Raw genomic sequence first — 20817 nt, forward strand, 5'->3', positions numbered from 1 at the left:
TATGGTCGCTTCACCCACGCACGCGACGGCCGCCGGCCTCGCGAGAGCGATCCGGGACGGTGAGTACTCGCCGACCGAGGTCGTCGACGACACCCTCGAGCGGATCCACGACCGAAACGATCGGACGAACGCCTTCGTCACCGTCACGGACGATCTGGCCCGCGAGATGGCCGCCGAGGCCGACCGCGCGATCGATGATGGCGAGCCGCTCGGGCCGCTGCACGGCGTCCCCGTCGCGATCAAGGATCTCGACGATGTCGAGGGAGTCCGGACAACCTCCGGCTCCCTGCTCTTCGAGGACCGCGTCGCCGAGTCGGATTCACCGTTCGTCGCCCGGCTCAGGGAGGCGGGCGCGATCGTGGTCGGAAAGACAAACACACCCGAGTTCGGGCTCGGGACGACGACCGACAACCGCGTCGCCGGGCCGACCAGAACACCGTTCGATCCCGACCGCGTCTCGGGTGGCTCCTCCGGCGGGGCCGGCGCGGCGCTCGGCGACCGGCTCGTCCCGCTCGCACCCGGCTCCGACGCCGGTGGCTCGGTCCGGATCCCGGCGAGCTTCTGTGGCGTATACGGATTGAAACCCACGCAAGGCGTGATCCCGAACGTCAGCCGGCCGAATGCGTTCGCCAGTCACACCCCGTTCTCCACGAAGGGGCCGCTGGCCCGGACGGTCGAAGACGCGGCGCTGTCGCTGGACGTGATGGCCGGAGCCCATCCGCGCGACCCGTTCTCGATCCCAAAGGGAAGCGAGTACCACGCCGCGGTCGACCGGCCGATCGACGAACTGACCGTCGCGTACAGCCCCGATATGGGCATCTATCCCGTCGACCCCGCCGTGCGCAACGTGCTCGAGGACGCCGTCTCGGCGCTCGAGCACGCCGGCGCGACCGTCGACGTGGTCGATCCCGATCTCGGACACGACAACGAGGAGATCCTCGAGGCCTACTACACGATGGCGACCGTGCGGTGGGGATCGCTGCTCGAGAACCTCGAGGACGAGGGGTTCGATCCGCTCGGCGAGGATCGCGACCGCCTTCGGCCGTATCTCGTCGACCTCATTATGGACGCCGAGGAGCCGACCACGCGGGAGTACAAGCGCGCTGACGTCGTCCGGACCCACGTCCTCGACGGGCTGGTTGACCTCTTCGGGGAGTACGATCTTCTCGTGACGGCGACCGCGGGCACAACGCCGTTCCCCCACGGCGAGGAACCGACGGCGATCGACGGCGTCGAGATCGAGCCGTATCGGGGCTGGGTGCTCACGCAGCCGTTCAACCTCACCGGCCAACCTGCGGCCTCGGTCCCGGCCGGCGTCGTCGACGGGCTCCCCGTCGGGATGCAGATCGCGGGCCCACGCCACGCCGACGACGACGTGATCACCGCAAGCGCCGCATTCGAGCGCCAGCGGCCCTGGAACGACGCGTATCCCGAGTGACGGCCGACGTGACGAGAGCGCGGCCGCGGCCGGTCCCCGCTCGCGGTCAGAAGCTGAATAGATCGATCCCGCCGGTCACGCCGATCACCTGTCCGGTCACGTAGCTCGCCTGCTCCGAACAGAGGTAGGTGACCATGTTGGCCACGTCCTCTTCCGTCCCGAGGTGGCGCATCGGCGTCGCCTCGGCGATGCGGGCGTAGTACTCGTCGACGTTCTCCCGGAGTTCGTCGGGGCTCATGTCGGCCCAGTCGCCGACGACGATGTTCGGCGCGATGACGTTCGAGGTCACCCCGGACTGGGCTCCCTCGAGCGCCATCGTCCGGCCGAAGCCGATCATGGCGGCTTTCGTCGCCGAGTAGGATATCTGGCCGAAGCCGCCGTACCAGCCGGCCATCGAGGACATGTTCACGACCCGGCCCCAGCCGCGGTCGCACATTTCCGGGAAGACCTCGGCGCTGATGTTGTAGGTGCCGGTGAGGTTGATCTCCACGTCGCGGTTCCAGACGTCGTCGTCATGACATCCTCCCCGGCGTGAACGCCGGGGTTTCCTCACGCTGGGGGTCTCGGCTATGCCGAGTTGCTTCGAGAGAGCAAGCTCTCTCGTCATCACGAGACGACTTCGTCGTCTCGAACGACCACGGAGGCAACTTGCGGGTTCGTGTGCTCCTCGTTGGGACGGGGAGAGCGTGGTGACCCCAGCCATTCGTGACTGTCCCACTTGAGGCACACAGGCCGTGCCATCGGCCGTGCTACGTCTGTTTCGTGCCGCCTCAGGAACGTCTCGCTTGCCGATAGGTCCGCGTGGCCCTCGAAACCGCAGGTACAGGTCACCGTGCCCTGGTGCCGCGTCGTGTCCTCGGTCGAACCGCAATTCGGACACGTCTGCGAGGTCCATTCTTCCGTTCGAACCTCGACGGTGATACCGTACTCCTCGCCGGTGCAACTGAGTCGCTTGATGAACCGCCGGAACGCCCAGAAGTTGTGCAACTTGGCGTTCGTCCGAACCGACCAGTGTGTCTCGAGTACGCCGGTGAGATCGCCGACGTACACCGTCGAAACACCCTCGTCGTACAGCCGTTCGATCACGTCGCGAGCGAGCGCGTCCATCACATGGTCGCGCCGTCGCGTCCGGCGTCGGTACAGTGAGTCGATTCGCTTCGAACTGTACTGGCCTTCCCGAAGCTTCGACTGAAGTTCGGCAATCCGTTGCGTGGTCTTGCGGAACTGTTCGAACAGGTCGCGGCCTTCGTACAGGTACTGCTCGCCAGTCGAAACCGTACAAGCGACGATATTGTTTGCGCCGATGTCCAGAGCGGCGGTTTCGTCCGCCAGTGGGTGTGCCAGTCGAGAATTGTCGATTGTGACTGGCTGAAAGGCCCTGAATGTCTCGCTCACATCGTCGTAATACAGTTCCAACCGGCCCTGTTTGTCGTACTCTTTCCAATTGGGTTCGCCGCGAACCTCGAGCCGAAGCCGTTCTTGGTATCCAAGACCGTACTCCTCTTTCAGGTCTTGACCAACAAGAATTTCGAGCCGGGAGTGTTCGCCCCATTCGACCGAGTACGACGTGTTGCGGATGTATGTCCGCAGTTCGCGACCCTCGTCTTGGTTGCCCCAGAAGCCGGGCTTGCCGTTGGCTTCGCCCTTCTCTCGGAGTGCGAAGAACGAGTGCCACGCTTCGCGGTTCTTTCGTTCGATCTGCTGAACGGTCGACGCGCCGAGCATACCGCCGTACCGACCGCGGTACTCGTCGATTTTCCAAACGTCGCCGTCCGGGTCGTCGAAGTTGGTTCGGCGCTGATAATTGATCTCGTTCCAGAGAGCGGCTGAAGCGTCCAACAGTCGACGAAGCAACTCCCCGTCCTCGTCGGACTGGGGAACTACTTCGAACTCGTTGGTACGCTTCATCGCTACTTCTGTGTACGAGCAAAACTAACATAAATCTACGGATTATCGTAGGTACTGTGTCGAACCACGTTAACATCGAAGTCCCTGACGACGAACAGTACGAGCGCATCAAACGTGTGAAAAACGAACACGGCCTGACATGGCGTGGGATGTTGATCCACGCCGCCGACGACTTGGAGACTCCAGCTGGGGAGTAACCGGTGGTTCGCGTAGTCGGGTGGCGCGATTCACGCCCGTCCTCAGAACGCGAAGCGTTCTGATGTGCGAACGAGACGCGAAGCGTCTCGTCAACGCCGTAAACGGCGGGACTACGCTATCTGAGTTAATCATTGCGGCGTGGTAGCAGTGAACACGAGCTTTAACGAAACGATTCAGCCGAGAAAGAGTCCAGCACCGTCGATCACGAATTTATGCACAACCTCTATGATCGATCGTGTAATAGCCAATCGCACGTTATGAACTCCGCAGTCATCGTCGACGCCGTCCGAACCCCGTTCGGGAAACGGGGCGGCTCGTTCAGGGACACGCATCCACAGGATCTGGCCGCCGAGCCGCTCGAGGCGCTGCGCGAGCGCAACGGCTTCGAACCGGAGACGATCGAGGACGTGATCTACGGCTGTGTGACGCCAGTCGACGAGCAAGGCATGAATATCGGGCGACTCGCGCCGATGGTCGCCGGCTGGGGCGATATCGTGCCGGGAGTACAGCTCAACCGAATGTGCGGTTCTGGCCAGCAGGCGGCCAACTTCGCCGCGGCGAACGTCATGGCCGGGCAGCACGACGTGCTCATCGCGGGCGGCGTCGAGCACATGACCCGCGTCCCGATGGGGTCGGACGGCGACTCACTGACGGACACGTACTTCGAGCACTTCGACGAGTTGACCACGCAGGGCGAGGGCGCCGAGCGCATCGCCGAGGAGTACGACCTTACGCGCGAGGGGCTCGACGAGATCGCCGCCGACTCCCAGCGCCGCTGGAAGCGGGCCTGGGACGAGGGCCGATACGACGATCAGATCGCGCCCGTCGAGACCGAACTCGACGGTGAGGAGAGCGAGTCGCAAAGCGACTCGGATAGTCGAACGGGGAGTGAAACGACCCGTGAGACGGTCGTGGTCGAGCAGGATGAACATCCGCGTCCGGGAACGGACGAAGAAACCCTCTCCGAACTCCCGCTGTCGTTCCGCGAGGAAGGCGAGGGCTTCCACCACCCCGGCAATTCGTCGGGTATCGTCGACGGTTCGGCTGCGCTGCTCATCGCGAGCGAGGAAGCCGCCGCGGAACACGGCTGGGAGCCGATGGCCCGCATCGTCCAGACCGAAGTCGTCGGCGTCGATCCCGTGACGATGCTGAAGGGACCGATTCCCGCGACCGAGAACGTCCTCGAGCAGGCCGAGATGACGGTCGGCGACATCGACCTCTTCGAGGTCAACGAGGCGTTCGCGTCGGTCGTCGGCGCGTGGCTCGAGGAGACCGGCGCGTCCTGGGAGGACGTCAACGTCAACGGCGGGGCGATCGCCCACGGCCACCCGCTGGGCGCGACCGGCGCAATGTTGCTGACGAAACTGGCCCACGAACTCGAGCGAACGGGGCAGGACACCGCACTGTCGACGATGTGTATCGGCTTCGGCCAGGGCGTCGCGACGATCATCGAGCGGGTCTAAGCCACTCGATCGGGGACTGACGCGGCGGGCCGAGACGTGGGAAGGGGGGCGACAGGTCTCGAGGAGCGGCCAGTATCGCGTTCATTTGCCAATCCATGCGAACCGCTACCTATAGCTTTACAGTGCTGTATGCGATCATGAATGATATGGAGTACCACGACTCCGAGAAAGCAAAGGAAGTTGCGGGTCGCGTAGAGGAGTTCATGGACGAGGTCGTCATTCCGCGCGAGCGCGAGGCGCTGGCCACGGGTGAGCAGATCACGATGGACGAGATCCACGAGATGTGGGACATGGCCAGAGAGCGCGACCTGTTCGCGCCGCAGGTGCCCGAAGAGTACGGCGGCCAGGGGCTGGATTTCAGCGACATGCTGCCCTCGTTCGAACAGGTCGGCCGCTCGCTGATCGGCGCGCTCGCAATCCGTGCGAATGCGCCCCAGGAAGGAAACATGCACACCCTCGAGATGGTCGGCACGGAAGAGCAGAAAGAAGAGTGGCTCCGCCCGCTCGTGCAGGGGGAGATTCAGACGGCCTTTGCGATGACCGAGCCCAAGGTCGGCGCCGGCTCGGATCCGAAGATGCTCCAGAGCACCGCCGTCAAGGACGGCGACGAGTGGGTCATTAACGGCCACAAGTGGTGGACTTCCGACGGGCTCGGTGCCGACTACTATCTGGCGATGGTCCGAACCGACCTCGACGCCCATCCATACGAAGGCACATCGATTATCATGGTGCCACGCGACGCAGACGGCGTCGAAGTCGTCCGTAACGTTCCCCACCTCGGCGGGCACGGCATCACCGAGCGTGAAGGCGGCCACGCCGAAATGAAGTTCGACAACGTCCGCGTCCCCGTCGAGAACACGATCGGCGAGGAAGGGGAGGGCTTCCAGATCGCCCAGATGCGACTCGGCGGCGGTCGGCTCACTCACTGCATGCGTTACTCCGGCATGGCCGAGCGCTCACTCGACATCGCGAAGGCCTATCTCCAGGAGCGCGAGGCCTTCGGCTCGAAACTCGAGGACAAGCAGGCGCTGCGTCACCGCATCGCCGACGCCGAGACGCGACTCCACGCTGCACGGACGATGGTCCGGCACGCCGCACGCGAACTCGACCGCAGCGACGCCCGGATCGAAGTCGCGATGTCGAAGATGTTCACGGCGAACGTCACCAACGAGACCATCGACCTCGCCCTGCAGTGTTGTGGCGGCAACGGGATCGGCAAGGACCTGCCGATCGCACACTTCTACGAGAACGTCCGCGCGTTCCGCATCGTTGACGGGGCCGACGAGGTCCACCGCCGCTCGATCGCCCGCTGGGCCTTCGACGATGTCGACGAAGCCGAGATCGAAAATACCCTGCAGTTCGACGAAGACCTCCGCATCGACGCACTCGACGACTAACCCGTTCGACCGCGAGACTCACGTTTCTCTCTTTTGACGGCCGTCTCGAACGTGATGCCCGTCCGACGGTCCCCGGAAAGACCGGCACATCGTCCTCGAGCGAGTCCGAGTCGCTCGAACGGGGACCGACACAGCGGGCCACGACAGGGCGGACACGACGAGATGAAGAAGGGCAGTGACGGGTCTCGAGGTGTCGATAGTACCGCGATCGTTTCCAACCGATGGGAATAATCACCTATAGATTTACAATGGTGTGATACAGCATACACACTATGGAATACCACGATTCCGAGAAAGCAAAAGAGGTTGCGGGTCGCGTAGAGGAATTCATGGACGAAGTCGTCATTCCGCGCGAGCGCGAGGCGCTGGCCACGGGCGAGGAGATCACGATGGACGAGATCCACGAGATGTGGGAGATGGCCAAAGAACGGGATCTATTCGCGCCGCAGGTGCCAGCGGAGTACGGCGGTCAGGGACTCGACTTCAGCGACATGCTGCCCTCGTTCGAACAGGTCGGCCGCTCGCTGATCGGCGCGCTCGCGATCCGGGCGAACGCCCCGCAGGAAGGCAACATGCACACCCTCGAGATGGTCGGCACCGAAGAACAGAAAGAAGCGTACCTCCGCCCGCTCGTGCAAGGCGAGCTCTCCTCGGCGTTCGCGATGACCGAGCCCAAAGTCGGTGCCGGCTCGGACCCGAAGATGCTCCAGAGCACTGCCGTCAAAGACGGCGACGAGTGGGTCATCAACGGCCACAAGTGGTGGACCTCCGACGGGCTCGACGCTGATTTCTACCTGACGATGGTTCGGACCGATCTGGACGCCCACCCCTACGAGGGCACCTCGATCATCCTCGTCCCGCGTGACGCTGACGGCGTCGATGTCGTCCGCAACGTACCCCACCTCGGCGGACACGGCATCACCGAACGCGAAGGGAGCCACGCCGAAGTGAAGTTCGACAACGTCCGCGTTCCCGTCGAGAACACGATCGGCGAGGAAGGCGAGGGCTTCCAGATCGCCCAGATGCGACTCGGCGGCGGCCGACTCACCCACTGCATGCGCTACTCCGGGATGGCCGAACGGTCGCTAGACATCGCGAAGGCCTATCTCCAGGAGCGCGAGGCCTTCGGCTCGAAACTCGAGGACAAGCAGGCACTGCGTCACCGCATCGCCGACGCCGAGACGCAACTCCACGCCGCACGGACGATGGTTCGCCACGCCGCACGCGAACTCGACCGCAACGACGCCCGCATCGAGGTCGCGATGTCGAAGATGTTCGCCGCAAACGTCACCAACGAGACGATCGACCTCGCCGTGCAGTGTTGTGGCGGTAACGGGATCGGCAAGGACCTGCCGATCGCACACTTCTACGAATCCGTCCGGGAGTTCCGCATCGTCGACGGGGCCGACGAGGTCCACCGCCGCTCGATCGCCCGCTGGGCCTTCGAGGACGTCGACGAGGCCGAGATCGAGAACACCCTGCAGTTCGACGACGACCTGCGCATCGACGCGCTCGACGAATAATCGCGCAGTGAATCGCCTCGCCCGCCGAAGGGCTGCGACGCCGGCCGAGCGAGCGTCACGAGATTCCCGTGTCACTGTCACCCACATCTATTTAATCCTCGGAGGAAATTGCAGCTATATATGAGTGGAGAGTCCACATCGCGGAAAACGGAGAGTGCAGGTCTGGAGAACATCCGCGAAGCGTCGGATGCAGTCGAGAAATCCACCGCCGGAATCGCCCTCGAGAAACTGTGGGAACGGCGGCGAACCGGCGGTGCCATCATCGTGCTGGCGGTCACCAGCGTCCTGCTGTACCAGGTGGACGGCTACCTGTCGATCGATTCGCAGGTCTTCGGCGGGATTACGCTCTTCCTGTTGGGTTACTTCCTCGTGACGTTGCGGACGGACATCCGCATGGAGTGACTGCGGGCGAACGACGGCAGGTATTTTGTACCCGCTGGCGAATGATTCCGCCATGAACGGCGAGGCGGTGGGCCCGTGATCGACTGGAAGCTAGACGGATTCTTGCCGACCCAGCGACAACCGGCACCGAAAGTCGAGACCGCGAGCGACCGGGACGTGGTGCTCGCCCGCGGCGTCGCGGCGGCAATCGATCTGATCGTCTGTTACGTACTGATCGAGTTCCCGCTGATCTACGTCGCGAGCGTGATCTTCAGCGGGCCCTACGAGGCGCTGGGCGGGGCCGTCGTCCCACTCTCGCTGCTCGTTCTCCTGCCGCTCTACGCGACGTACTCGTTTACTCTCGAGTGGCGCTACGGACGGACGCCGGGGAAGGTCAACCGCGGCCTGCTGGTAGTCATGGAAGATGGAAGCCAGTGTACGCTCCGGGCCAGCGCCGTGCGAAACCTGCTTCGATACGTCGATCTACTCGGCGTCCCGCCGCTGGTGGTCGGCCTCGCGTCGGCGCTCGTGACCGGCGGTCGTCGTATCGGCGACCACGCGGCCGACACGATCGTCGTCCGCTCAACGGCACCGGCGAATCAAGAGACAGCGGTCGCTGCCGACGCGGATACGAGCGCAGCCGCCCGAGCGAGCGGCGACGAAAAGAACTGAGCCGAGTCAGGCGATCCGGACGCCGGAGTCGTCGTCGTACAGTTGGATGTACTCGTCGTCGAAGACGAGGCTATACTCCTTCCCATTGCCCACGAAGTCCGGATCGGTGACGACGACGATCTCGCCGAACTCCGTGTCGAAGAAGCTGTGGGTCGCGTCGCCCAGCGGCTCATCGAGCAGGTGCGTCGCCGGGATGCCAGCCTCGGGGTCGTCGCTGACCTTGATGTACTGCGGCCGGAGGCCGACGCGGACGTCCTCGCCGGCCCACCCCTCGAGGCCGTCGCGGGCGAGGTGGTACTCGTAACCGCTGACGTCGAGTTCGGCGGTGCCGTTGACCGAGGTGACGTTACCCTCGAAGAACTGCGTCGACGGCTGGCCGATGAACTGACTGACGAACTGCGAATTGGGCTCGTCGTAGACCTCTTTCGGCGGGGCGACCTGGGCCAGTTTGCCGTCGTTGATGACCGCAACGCGGTCGGACATGGTCATCGCCTCCTCCTGGTCGTGAGTCACGTACAGCGTCGGACAGCCGATCTCGTCGGTCACCTTCTCGATGACCGGCCGCAGTTCGGCCTTGAGCTTGGCGTCCAGGTCCGACATCGGCTCGTCGAACAGGAATATCTCCGGGTCGCGCACGAGCGATCGGCCGAGCGCGACGCGCTGTTGCTGGCCGCCCGAGAGATCAGCCGGCATCTTCTCGAGTTGGTCGGTGATCTGGAGCAACTCGGCGGCCTCTTCGACGCGGGCGATGCGTTCCTCCCGCGAGAAGCCGGTGATCTTGAGGCCGTAGGCCATGTTCTCCTGGACGCTCATGTGGGGGTAGAGCGCGATGTCCTGGAAGAGCAACGCGATATTACGCTCCTGGACCGGCTTGTCCGTCACGTCGCGGTCGCCGAACGTGATCGTCCCGCTGGTCGGCTTGTTCAGCCCCGCGACGCAGCGTAGCGTCGTGGTCTTCCCGCAGCCCGAGGGGCCGACGAGCGTCACGAATTCGCCGTCCTCGATGGTGAGGTCGACGTCGTCGACGGCGATGATTTCGTTGCCCGATTCCTCGTACACTTTCGTCAGATTCCGTATCTCGATGTCTGGCATATGTTGTGTTATCTCGTGGTGTTAGTTGTAAAGGTGGTGCACTCTCAGAGGGCTCTGACCTGGAACCCTTTCAGCAGATAGCTCTGCATGAAGTAGGCGAACAGGAGCGGCGGCAGGGTCATGGCCAACGAGATCGCCATCAGGTAGCCCTCCGGCAGGAACTGTGCTTGCCCCATCGCACGGAGGATACCGGGCGCGAACGTCGTGGTGTCGGTCTGGGGCAAGAGGATCTGCGCGAACGTGAAGTCGTTCCAGGCGAGCGCGAAGGCGAACAGGGCCGCGGCGATGATCGCCGGTCGGCACTGGGGCACGACGACGTCGCGGAAGCCTCGCCACCGTGACGCGCCGTCGACCCAGGCCGCCTCCTCGTGGGCCTCCGGGATCGTCATGATGTACTTCCACATCAGCCAGACCGCGAAGGGCATCGAGATCGCCGAGAGGGCGATGATGAGCCCGAACCGGGTCCCGAGCAGTCCGATGCTCTGCCAGATCTGGTAGAGCGGGATCCCGATGACGATCGGACTGAAGAGGTACCCGATCAGGAGGATCCGCGCGAAGTTCTCCTTCTGGGGGAACTCCAGCCTCGCGAGGCCGTAGCCGGCGATCAGCGAGACGAGGACGACCGTCACGATGGTCCCGATAGCCACCACGACAGTGTTGAACATGTAGGTGTACATCTCCGGATCAGTCAGCACGTTGAAATTGTCGAACGTGAAGATGTCCGGCGTCGGGAAGACGGTGACTGAGTCCTCTACCGTCTCGTACTGGGTGAAGGCCAGCTGGGTCATCCAGTAGATCGGCCAGGCACCGACGAGCACGATGATCGCGGTACTGACGAGTTTCAGTGCCTCAGAGACTCTCGTCTCGCCGTCGTATGAGAGGCCGAAAACGCCTCCCGGTGGTTCGCTCTGACTCATGTTGTCGTCTCCACCTCCTCGCTGGGGTTGAACAGTTTGAAGTAGATGATCGCCGACGCCAGCAGGAACAGGAACATGACGACGGAGATCGCGTTGGCGAGCCCGTAGGCCTGGTCCGTGTAGACGGTCTTGTAGGCCAGCACGGGCAGCGTCGTCGTGGCATCGCCGGGTCCGCCTTCCGTGAGCTGCCAGATGATATCGAACTTGTTGAACATGAAGACCGATCGAAGCAGGACGACGACCAAAACGATCCCCATGAGCCGCGGCAGCGTGATGTCACGGAACATCTGCCACCGGTTGGCGCCACAGATCTTCGCCGCCTCGTAGAACCGATCCGGGATCGCGCGCAACTGCGCGAGCGTGAAGATGGTGACGAAGACGGCGAACTTCCAGGTCCCGATGAGAATCAGCAGCTGCATGGCCCACTCTCGCGAGCCGAGCGGGGCCTCCTGGCCGCCCCACAGCCCGAGCCACTCGGCGCCGATCATCTGGAAGACGCCGCCGGCGGGGTCGAACACCCGCATCGCGACCAGCGAAACGATGATCGTCGGGATCAGGTAGGCCGTAAAGACCACTGCAGTGAGCAGTTTCTGGCCGCGGGTGATACGGTTGAGCACCAGCGCCATCCAGAGCCCGACGGCGAGCTGGAGGAGCGTGCTGCCGACCATGTAGACGATCCCCCGCCACAGCGAGTCCCAGAACGTGGAGATGTTCAGGACTTCCCGATAGTTCGACAGTCCGGCCCACTGCCACTCGGGATTGAGCGTGTGGATCTCGTGTAACGATGCCCAGAACGCGAACACGATCGGAAGCACCGCGATGAGTAAGTACAGGACGACGACGGGGAGAACGGTCCCGATACCGGCGATCGTCTCCCGCTGTACCGGCAGGTCGTCCCACGGAATGTACGTCCTGCCGGGCCGTATCGATTCTCCGGTTTCACTGGCCATATCTAGGTCTCCTCTGCATGCATGTATGTTAATCTCACGGTTACCCATAAACGATTCGCTCCGCCCTGACGCGGTCGAAAGGAGCCGGCTGCGCCGTATCGACTATCCGAACGTGTCCTGTGCCTCTGCGAACGCCTCTTCGAGTTGCTCGTAACCCCAATCGTAGGCCTCCTGTGGGCTCATCGAGTCGGTGACGACCCGGTTGATCATCTCGCCGTAGAACCACTGACGCTGCATGTACAGCGACACCGGCGAGGAGGTGTTGGCCTCTTCGACGCTGCCGTAGTGGTTGCCCCAGATCTCGTCCTGGCAGTACTGGAGCTTCTCGACCAGGTGCGGATGCGCCTGGTAGATACCCTGGTTCTGGAACGCGTCGGACTCGAGGACGTCGGAGTAGGTCGGCAGGAACCGACCGGGATCCGTCCCGTAGAAGCTCGCGGTGCGCTCCATGCTGTCCGCGTAGAGCCACTCGAACCACTCCTTGGCGTCGCCCGGCCGCTCGGAGTTCGCGAAGATGTGGTAGCCGTCGGGAGCCGGCGCGGACAGCCAGTTCTCGTCCGGATCGACGCCGTCCAGCATCGGGTAGGCGATGACCTTCGTGTCCTCGGCGACCCCACGCAGCGCATCGCTGTCTTCTGCCTCGGCGGTCAGTGCGGTGACGCCGGCCGGCCAGGCGTTGAGGTGATAACACTGGCCGTAGCTCCCCTGCACCCAACTGCTGAGCGAGCTGGACCACCCGATGCTGGTCGGATCCGGCGAGTACTGCGAGAGTTCGTCCACGTACTCCAGTACCTCGATCACCGTGTCCTCGGGCCAGTTGATCTCGAGTTCCTCGCGGGCGTCCGGATCCTTCCAGGCGAGGCCGATACCGGAGATTCCCGAACTCGCGAGCAGGACGAGCATTTCGTCCTGGCTCTTGCCAGTCGGTGCGCCGGCCAGTCCGTATCCGCGCATGTCCTCGAGGTCGCCGCCGGCCTCGTCGATGATTCGAGCGTTCTCGAGGATATCGCTGAAGGTCTCGGGTACGTCCAGGTCAAGCGCCTCGTAAACGTCCGCGCGATACTGGAAGTTCGAGACGTACACACCGTGTGGGATCTGATAGATGTCGTCCCCCTCACCGAGGAACGCGCCGCCGGCGTTCAGTTCCCCGTTTACTTCCTCGATTGACGAGACGACGTCGGTGACGGTCTCGAGCTGATCCGTCTCCCAGATATCGGCCACCTGGTCGAACGTGGAGGTGTTCGCTTCCGGCGGATTGCCCGCCTGAATCAGCTGCGAGAGCCGCGACTCCTGACTCCCCGACATCCCGGCTTCCTCGATGGACATTTGGATGTCGGTCTCGTCTTCGAAATCGGGCTCAAGCTCATCCCAGAGCGCTTGCCACGCGTCGTTATAGTAGTCCGTAAGAAACTGAACGTCATCGTCGCCACCACCACCACCGAGACAGCCAGCCATTGCTCCAGCGATTCCGACACCCGCTCCCGTAAGCACCCGTCGTCTGTTGATATTGTCCCGTGTCATTCAGTCTCAAGCCATATTGGCTATTGATAGCATACCGCTACAACCATATAAACCTCATGTTTTTTCGCACAGTTCATACATTGGTTTCGGAGTAAAGACCCCTGTTTCGTTCGATTAGGTCGTGATCAATGGGAGATAGTCGCAACTGAAACGATTCGCACAGCAGTCGTGTGATCGGGTGTGCAGTGACTGACAGTGGCTACTACAGCCGATCAGCGCTCGCGTACGAAAACGAACACCTGACCGGGGGATACCGAAGATTTCGGTCCGGAACGACGATAGTCCAAAACGAATCCGGTGCTCACTGCGGTCCGACAGTTTCGGAAACCCAGCCGGTGGCACCGTCGGGTCGCGGGCCGTCCTCCTCGGGTATCTGGAGGTTCCCGTCTCCGTCGCGGGCCCGAACGATCACTTTGTGCCACCCGCCCGCTCCATACTCGTGACGCCACTGCCGCCAGACGTCGTCGCCGGGGAGGGGCTCGGAGAGTTCGGCCTCAACCCAGGTGTCGCCCTCGTCGGTCGAAACCTCGACGGCCTCGATACCTCGGGTTCCGGCGTAGGCGTGGCCAGCTACCTCGTAGCGGCCGCTTCCCAGGGAACGGGTCTGCCAGAGCTTGGCCACGGTGTTGACCGGGCCGGTGCCGTGCCAGCCCCGGTGCTCCCAGTAGCCCATCGTGTCCTCGTCGCGAACCTCGATCTCGGTCAGCCACTTCACGTTGATCTCGCCCCAATGACCTGGGACGAGCGCGCGCACCGGCGCGCCGTGTGCCCGCGGCAGCGGCCGGCCGTTCATTCGATAGGCCAACAGTCCCGGCCACAATGCGTCGATCGGGAACTCGTTGTAGTAGCCGTCGGCTCCGTGCAAGATGACCCGATCGCCCGCCGGCTCCGCCGCCTCGAGGAGCTGTCGGACCGGCACGCCGCTCCAGAGCGCGGTGTCCATCTGCCGGCCGTTAAGCTGGTCGCCGACGCACCGCAGCGTCGCGAAGCGATCCTCGAGGGTCATGCCCTCGAGGTCAGCGAAATCGTATTCGCGTTCCTCCGCGACCGCGCCCGTGATCGAGAGGGACCACTCCTCGGGGTCGACGTCGGGATCGACGTTACCGATGTCGACCTCGTAGAAGTCCGTGCTGACCAGCGGCTCGAGCCCCTCGACGCCGAACGACTGGTCTTTCGCTCGCGTGAGCAGCTCCCGGACCTCGGGACGGGCGTCCTCGGGGATCTCGAGGGGCGACGGGAACGGCTCCTCGCCGGTGCCCTGAACGAAGAGTGCGAGCCCGCTCACGCCGATCGCCGACCCGACGGCACCGAGGACGCGTCGCCGGGCGGGAGAGCCGAGGGAACGGCGTTCACCGGCGAGCAGCGCGGACGCTCCGGCCGTCGCGAGCAGAACGAATCCCGCGCCGGCGGCGACGCCGAGCGTCGACGGCTGCGAGCGCGTCAGTCCGTACGCGACGATGGCCGGAGGGACTGTCCCGAGGATCACGCCGAGGAGAGCGCTGCCGCCTCGAGACAACGCGCCGGGAGCAGGGCCGCGACCCAGCAGGAACGCCGCGCCGGGCAGGGCAGCCAGCCCGAAGACCGTACAGGTCACTGCAATGGCCGTCAGGAAGGCCAGTTGGTGACCGAGCGTCCCGAGTTGGGTGATCGCAACGGCCACGAGCGCGTCGGGACTGAGCAGCAACACGAGTCGGTCGAACGGCTCCACGACGAATGCCGGCCGTCGGCCGACGGACAGGTACGAGCCCCCGACGGCGCCCAGCCCCGCGGCGAGCGCCACGGCGACTGCGGGAAGCCACGGGCGCGCCCGGGCGGCCACCTCTCCCGTGCGAGACTTTGCCATGATAGTACGTAACAATAGCCGCGGCCAAACATGAAAGCTTCGTACACGGAAGGAGAGATCCCGACTCCGAACCGCGCCGGACGGCCGTCGATCGACGCAGTGACTACCGCCCTAGTCCGCTTTTACTCCTGCTCGCGAGACCTCGGGGTTGCGCAACAGCGGGAGCGAAACGATCGTCAGGCAACTCAACACGAGCGCGGCACAGAGCACGTAGGTCGTCTGGTAGCCGAACCAGCTATCGACGGCCGGAATCGCGATCAACGGACCCAGGCTGAGTCCGATATCGCCCATCACCTGATAGGCACCGCCCATCCGGCCGAGTTCGTCGCCGGGCGTGAGATCGCCCATGATCGCGAGCATGGCGGGCGCGGCCGCGCCCATGCCGCCGCCGACGAGCACGATCGCGCCGAGCAGCGCCTCGATCGTCGGGACGTAGGCGATGATCAAGAAACCCGCGCCCATCGACAGGAATGCGGGCACCGTCAGCAGCGTCCGGTCGCTGACCAGATCCGACACCCAGCCGGTGACGACCGTCAGCGATCCCGACGTCACGACGCCCAACCCCATCACCACCCCGCTGATCCCGGCGGCACCGAGGGCGGACAGCTCGAGGCCGTAGTCGCTCGCGTAGCGGGCGAGCGTCGAGAGGATGATGCCGCCCCAGAGGAAGCGGACGGTGAAGTTGCCGTAGCCGATCAGGAGGACGGTCGGATTACTGACGAGCAACGCCGGGACTTCGCGGAGTTTCGCCGCTCGGCCCTCCGCACCGGCGTGAACGTCCGGCAACACGACCGTCGCGATGATCCCGGCCAGCAGGGCGAGCACGCCAGCGGTGAGAAACGCCGTCTGCATGCTCGCGAGATCGGTCAGGAGGCCGCCGAGGACGAGCCCGGTCGGGAACCCTAGTGACTGGCCGCCACGCATGTAACCGACCCAGCGACCGCGGTTGTCGGCCGTCGTGACGTACGTGATCGTGGCGAACGCGCCGATAAAGACGAACGCGCTGCCGACCCCCCAGAACAGCCGCGAGAGGACGAAGACGACGCCCGGCAGCGACACGTCGCCGAGTATTGGCAGCGTTCCGAGATCGGTCGGGGGCGTGTGCAGACCGATGACGTAGCCGAAGGGAGCCAGCGCTTGCGTGAACAGCCCGAAGATCATCGGTTTCCGCGCGCCGACCCGGTCGATGATCGTCCCGGCCGGCGTGTTCATGAACAGCCGGGCGATCCGATTGGCCGAGAGGATCAGGCTCAGCATGATCGCGGAGATGACGAGCTTCTCGTCGAGCAACGGGAGCGTGGGGAAGGCGACGCCGGTCGCGACACCACCGAAGAAGACGCCGGCGATGACCGCGAGCGCGATCGTCCTGATCTCCGCCGTCGAGTAGGTGTGATCCTCAGACATCGTCGTGATATGTACGGACTCGAGCGCCCGGGTACAGATAGCTCACGATTCGAGCCCACGGTCCGCGACGAACTCCTCGCGCAGGGTCGTCTTCCGGATCTTCCCGCTTCCCGTCTTTGGGAGGTCGCGGCGAACCTCGACGATTCGCGGATGTTTGTAGGGTGCGAGTTCGCCGAGAACGTACTCCTCGACGTCGTCTGCGGTCAGCGCCGCGTCCGGCGCCGGCGTGATCGCGGCGGCGACGGTCTCGCCGCGTCGCTCGTCCGGGACGCCGAACACCGCTGCCTCGTGGATGTCCGGATGCTCGTAGAGCAGGTTCTCGACCTCGCGCGGGTAGACGTTGTAGCCCGCGGTCAGGATCATCTCCTTCTCGCGGCCCTTGATGTAGTAGTAGTTGTCCTCGTCGCGCGTGCCGATGTCGCCGGTGCGGAAGAAGCCGTCCTCGGTGAAGACCTCCTCGTTGGCCTCGGGGTTCTTGTAGTAGCCCTTCATCACCTGCGAGCCGGCGATGAGGATCTCGCCCTCCTCGCCGGGGTCGACCTCCTCGCCGTCCTCGTCGACGACCTTCGAGCGCGTGTGGCCGACCGGCTGGCCGACGCTGCCGGACCGGTTGCCCAGCGACGACCACCGGATCGTGTGGCTCGTCGCCGTCGTCTCGGTCAGGCCGTACCCCTCCGTGAGCGGCACGTCAAACGCCTCCTCGAACTGCTCCTGGGTCGGCTTCGGGAGCTTGTCCCCGCCCTGACCCGCCTTGATCAGCGTCGACAGGTCGTACTCGTCGGGATCGTGGGCCTCGAGCAGGTCGACGAACATCGCGGCGACGCCGACGAAGGACGGAATGTCGTGTTCGTCGAGTTTTCGGAGCACCAGTTCGGGGTCCCACTGGTCGGGCCGAAGCAAGTGCAGCGTCCGGCCGGCACACAGCGAGGCCATCATTCCGAGCAGCCCGGTGATGTGATACATCGGGAGGACGATGATCCCGTCGCCCTCGATCGGGCCGGCGCTGTAACTCGAGACGCTCTGTGCGATCTGGACCCGGAAGTTGCGGTGGGTCAGCAAGACGCCCTTGGGTTGGCCCGTCGTTCCCGACGTGTAGGGCTGCAGGAGGACGTCGTCGTCCTCGCGGTCGACGACGGCGGCGTCCCCGGCAGCGTCGGCGTCGTCGCCGAGGGCAGGCAGCGAGGGATGACCGTCCGCGGCCGTCGCGCTGACGATTTCCGTCTCGAGATCCGCGACGGCCTCGCGGACGTACTCGTCCGCGTCGCCCTCGATCAGAACGGCGTCGGCGTCGGCGTGCTCGAGCTGGTACTCGATCTCGCGACGGCGATACTCGGGGTTCAGCGGACTCGCGACGACGCCGGCGCGACAGCAGGCCCAGACGACCGTACAGAAGGGGATTCCGTTGGGCATGTAGAGGCCGACCCGATCGCCCGCCTCGAGGCCGAGTTCTCGGAGTCCGTCGGCGAAGCGCGCGACCCGGTCACCGAATTCGCGGTAGGTGACCGTCTCGCCAGCGTGTTCGACGGCGATCGTGTCGGGCTGTTCCACCACCGCTCGCTCGAGCAAGTTCGCGACGTTCCCATCGTAGGGCGACTCCAAAAGCGTCTCCGCGGAGACGATATCGAGCTCCATGTTGCCCGTGGTTTGTCGTTCGACCGGAAAAGCATATGGGTACTGGTAACAGGGTTCGTCTTTCGGTCCCCGTCCCGCGCAAACGGCCGTCGGAGACGATCAGTCCGCTCGAGGGACCCGCCGCGTTACTCGCCGAGGCGTGGAATCCCCTTGATTTCAATCGTCTCGCCGACCATATAGGAGGCGGCGGGGCTGGCGAGGAACTGCGCGAGGTCGGCGACTTCCTCGGGTTTGCCGATCGTCCGATCCGGAGTGGTGCGGGCGATCTCCGCAGCGTCGTCCTCGACGCCCATCTGAGTGCGGACGCCCTCGGTGGCGACCAGCCCGGGCGCGATGCAGTTGACCCAGATCCCGTCTTCGGCCCAGTCGGCCGCCGCGGAGGTGGTGAAGTTGACGACCCCGGCCTTGGCCGCGCCGTAGTGACTCATCGTCTTCGAGCCCCGAGTACCCGCGACGCTGGCGAAGTTGACGATTCGGCCGCCGCCGTTGTCGCGCATGTACTCGACGGCGAGTTGCGAGCAGTGGAAGGTCCCGTGGAGATTGATGTCGACGATGGTCTTCCAGCCGTTCTCGCTGATCTCCGAGAGCGGAGCCTGGAAGCTCGCCCCCGCGTTGTTGATCAGGATGTCGAGCCCGCCGAACTCGTCGACCGTCTCGTCGATCAGCTCCTGAACCGCGTCGCGCTCCGTCACGTCGCACTCGATCGCGATCGCCTCACCCGGCCGCTCGCTCTCGTTGATCGCGTCCGCGACCGGTTCGACGTTCTCCATCTCCCGCGAGGTGACGACCACGTTCGCGCCGTCGTCGGCGAAGCGCTCGACGATCGTCTTCCCGATGCCGCTCGAGGAGCCCGTGACGATCGCGGTCTGGCCCGCGACGCTGAACTGGTCGACCGTCATCGGTCCGCCTCCGTAACCGGAGTCCGTTCGACTGACCGTTCTCCATACCCGAGCGTGACAGTAACTGTCATGAGCGTGTCCGAGTTCATCGACCGCCGGTATAAGCCATTCGACCGGCCGGCACGCGGTGGCGCGCGCTGGCGGCCGACCGAGCGCTAGCGAGGGCGGGCAACAACGTCGTGCGAGGGATGAGTGAGCGAGTCTTGCGAGCGAGCGTTAGCGCGGGACCGTCGGTCCCGCGAACCAGACGAACGGGCCTTCGGCCCGTGAGTAGAAATCGGCCGGGGAGGGTGTGGCTATTCCCCGTTGCCACGATAGCAGGAGACTCATCACCGTTGGGAGGGTCATACTCCAGCCGGCGAATTCGGATCAACCGAGCAGTCCCAAACGACTAGCATCCGAGAAGGGTACTGTTATGTCACTCGTGGGCAAACCATGGCGGCAATGAAACGCGGCCACCGCGGACCCGAGGTGCGATCCGATGCGATGGACCGACGACCGAAACCAACGACGGCTCGAGGAACGGAGGGTCACGATGCCGAATAGGCCCCTCGAGGAACTCGAGGCGATGGTCGGCGACACCACGGTCACCGTCGAGGAGTTCCGAATCGAACCCGGTAAGGTCGAGGAGTTCGCGCGGGCGATCACCGCCGCGGACCACGTCTTCCGCGACGAAACGGTAGCAGCGGAGCGCGGCCACGACCGCGTCCCCGCGCCGCTGACCTACAGCCAGGTCGGCCGTTTCCCGCGGTACACGCCCGCCGACGTCGACGGCAAGGGGTTCGACCTCGCCTTCCAGCCGGAGTACGTCATCCACGGCGAGCAGGCCCACGAGTACGAACGACCCATCTACGTCGGCGACGTCCTCGAGGGGACGACCACCCTCGCGAACGTCTTCCAGCGCGAGGGCGGCCGCGCAGGGACGATGACCTTCGCCGTCCTCGAGACCGAGTACCGGACGCCGGAGGGGGAACTCGTCCTGACCGACCGCTCGACGGCGATCGAAACGGAGGGGGCGATCGACGACGGCGACGAGAGCGCGGCCGAGGGCGACGCCGACGGGTCCGCGAGCGACGGTGAGCCGACCGAGGCCGACGGCGGCACCGCCGGAACGGACCCCGTGACCCCCGCGCCGACCGTCGATGAGTTCGAGCGCGTCCGTACCGTCGCCGACCTCAAGTCCGGCGAGACCGGCCCGACGGTCGTCGTCGAAGACCTCGAGCGCCAGCACTTCGTGAAGTACGCCGGGGCCAGCGGCGACTTCAATCCGATTCACTACGACGAGCCATTCGCCACGAGTGCGGGCAACGAGAGCGTCTTCGGGCAGGGGATGTTCACCGCCGGGATCACCTCCCGCGTCGTCGCAAACTGGTTCGACCTGCGGGACGTCACGTCTTTCGGCGTTCGGTTCCAGTCACGGGTCTTCCCCGGCGACACCGTCGTCGCGACCGGCGAGGTCGGCGAGATCGATCGCAACGCGGGAACGGTCGAGACCGAACTCGAGGCGCGGACGACCGACGGCGAGACGCTGCTGACCGGGACGGCGACGGCCGACCTCGAGTAGAAACGGAAAATTTTC

The 20817-nt window shown here is 64.6% G+C and carries 17 protein-coding genes and 1 pseudogene; 8 read left to right on the forward strand and 10 right to left on the reverse strand.

Features of this window, described 5'->3' with window-relative positions; all coding sequences use genetic code 11:
* Position 1: 1 nt before the first annotated feature.
* Positions 2 to 1438 (forward strand): amidase, encoded by a 1437-nt coding sequence (locus tag CP556_RS05790; RefSeq protein ID WP_098724752.1) that lies wholly within the window; start codon positions 2 to 4, stop codon positions 1436 to 1438.
* A 46-nt stretch (positions 1439 to 1484) separates the two neighbouring features.
* Here CP556_RS05790 and CP556_RS05795 read toward each other — a convergent pair.
* Together CP556_RS05795 and CP556_RS05800 are read right to left on the reverse strand one after the other, a co-directional pair.
* Positions 1485 to 1967: pseudogene (locus CP556_RS05795) on the reverse strand (SDR family NAD(P)-dependent oxidoreductase); the annotation flags it as partial.
* 77 nt (positions 1968 to 2044) lie between these two features.
* A complete protein-coding gene (locus CP556_RS05800; protein WP_098724753.1) occupies positions 2045 to 3346 on the reverse strand; it encodes an RNA-guided endonuclease InsQ/TnpB family protein in 1302 nt (433 codons plus the stop codon).
* A gap of 56 nt (positions 3347 to 3402) precedes the next feature.
* On the opposite strand from CP556_RS05800, the gene CP556_RS25840 reads away from it, so the two are divergent.
* The 6 genes from CP556_RS25840 (at position 3403) to CP556_RS05825 (ending at position 8980) form a co-directional block, all read left to right on the forward strand.
* Complete coding sequence (locus tag CP556_RS25840; RefSeq protein ID WP_021780798.1) at positions 3403 to 3543, forward strand: hypothetical protein; 141 nt, start codon at positions 3403 to 3405, stop codon at positions 3541 to 3543.
* Positions 3544 to 3801: 258 nt separating this feature from the next.
* Entirely contained in the window at positions 3802 to 5007 is a 1206-nt protein-coding gene (locus CP556_RS05805; RefSeq protein ID WP_176548134.1) for a thiolase family protein, read from the forward strand.
* 146 nt (positions 5008 to 5153) lie between these two features.
* Positions 5154 to 6404 carry an acyl-CoA dehydrogenase family protein gene (locus CP556_RS05810; RefSeq protein WP_098724755.1) on the forward strand — a complete coding sequence of 417 codons (1251 nt, stop codon included), beginning with the start codon at positions 5154 to 5156 and terminating at the stop codon, positions 6402 to 6404.
* Between the two features lie 272 nt (positions 6405 to 6676).
* On the forward strand, positions 6677 to 7927 hold the full coding sequence (locus CP556_RS05815; protein WP_098724756.1) for an acyl-CoA dehydrogenase family protein: 1251 nt from the start codon (positions 6677 to 6679) through the stop codon (positions 7925 to 7927).
* Positions 7928 to 8047: 120 nt separating this feature from the next.
* The gene (locus CP556_RS05820) at positions 8048 to 8329 is read left to right on the forward strand and encodes a hypothetical protein (protein WP_098724757.1); all 282 of its coding nucleotides are present in this window, start codon (positions 8048 to 8050) and stop codon (positions 8327 to 8329) included.
* A 75-nt stretch (positions 8330 to 8404) separates the two neighbouring features.
* Positions 8405 to 8980 carry an RDD family protein gene (locus CP556_RS05825; protein ID WP_098724758.1) on the forward strand — a complete coding sequence of 192 codons (576 nt, stop codon included), beginning with the start codon at positions 8405 to 8407 and terminating at the stop codon, positions 8978 to 8980.
* Positions 8981 to 8986: 6 nt separating this feature from the next.
* On the opposite strand, the gene CP556_RS05830 is transcribed toward CP556_RS05825, so the two are convergent.
* From CP556_RS05830 to CP556_RS05865, 8 genes are all read right to left on the reverse strand, one after another.
* Positions 8987 to 10072 (reverse strand): ABC transporter ATP-binding protein, encoded by a 1086-nt coding sequence (locus tag CP556_RS05830; RefSeq protein WP_098724759.1) that lies wholly within the window; start codon positions 10070 to 10072, stop codon positions 8987 to 8989.
* A 44-nt stretch (positions 10073 to 10116) separates the two neighbouring features.
* Positions 10117 to 10989, reverse strand: coding sequence for a carbohydrate ABC transporter permease (locus tag CP556_RS05835; protein ID WP_098724760.1), 873 nt, complete (start codon positions 10987 to 10989; stop codon positions 10117 to 10119).
* Positions 10986 to 11939, reverse strand: coding sequence for a carbohydrate ABC transporter permease (locus CP556_RS05840; protein WP_098724761.1), 954 nt, complete (start codon positions 11937 to 11939; stop codon positions 10986 to 10988). Before CP556_RS05840 ends, CP556_RS05835 begins: the two co-directional genes overlap by 4 nt.
* Positions 11940 to 12041: 102 nt before the next feature.
* Positions 12042 to 13460 (reverse strand): ABC transporter substrate-binding protein, encoded by a 1419-nt coding sequence (locus CP556_RS05845; RefSeq protein WP_176548135.1) that lies wholly within the window; start codon positions 13458 to 13460, stop codon positions 12042 to 12044.
* Between the two features lie 301 nt (positions 13461 to 13761).
* On the reverse strand, positions 13762 to 15303 hold the full coding sequence (locus CP556_RS05850; protein ID WP_098724763.1) for a molybdopterin-dependent oxidoreductase: 1542 nt from the start codon (positions 15301 to 15303) through the stop codon (positions 13762 to 13764).
* Positions 15304 to 15414: 111 nt separating this feature from the next.
* A complete protein-coding gene (locus CP556_RS05855) occupies positions 15415 to 16707 on the reverse strand; it encodes an MFS transporter (RefSeq protein WP_098724764.1) in 1293 nt (430 codons plus the stop codon).
* Positions 16708 to 16749: 42 nt separating this feature from the next.
* On the reverse strand, positions 16750 to 18339 hold the full coding sequence (locus CP556_RS05860) for a class I adenylate-forming enzyme family protein (RefSeq protein WP_098724765.1): 1590 nt from the start codon (positions 18337 to 18339) through the stop codon (positions 16750 to 16752).
* Positions 18340 to 18464: 125 nt separating this feature from the next.
* Positions 18465 to 19238 (reverse strand): SDR family NAD(P)-dependent oxidoreductase, encoded by a 774-nt coding sequence (locus CP556_RS05865; protein WP_098724766.1) that lies wholly within the window; start codon positions 19236 to 19238, stop codon positions 18465 to 18467.
* A gap of 535 nt (positions 19239 to 19773) precedes the next feature.
* Between CP556_RS05865 and CP556_RS05870 the strand changes: the two genes are divergently transcribed.
* Positions 19774 to 20802: an FAS1-like dehydratase domain-containing protein gene (locus tag CP556_RS05870; protein WP_098727299.1), complete on the forward strand. Its 1029-nt coding sequence runs from the start codon at positions 19774 to 19776 to the stop codon at positions 20800 to 20802.
* Positions 20803 to 20817: the final 15 nt, after the last annotated feature.

Origin of the sequence: Natrinema sp. CBA1119, from assembly GCF_002572525.1 — an archaeon.
Lineage (GTDB): Archaea > Halobacteriota > Halobacteria > Halobacteriales > Natrialbaceae > Natrinema.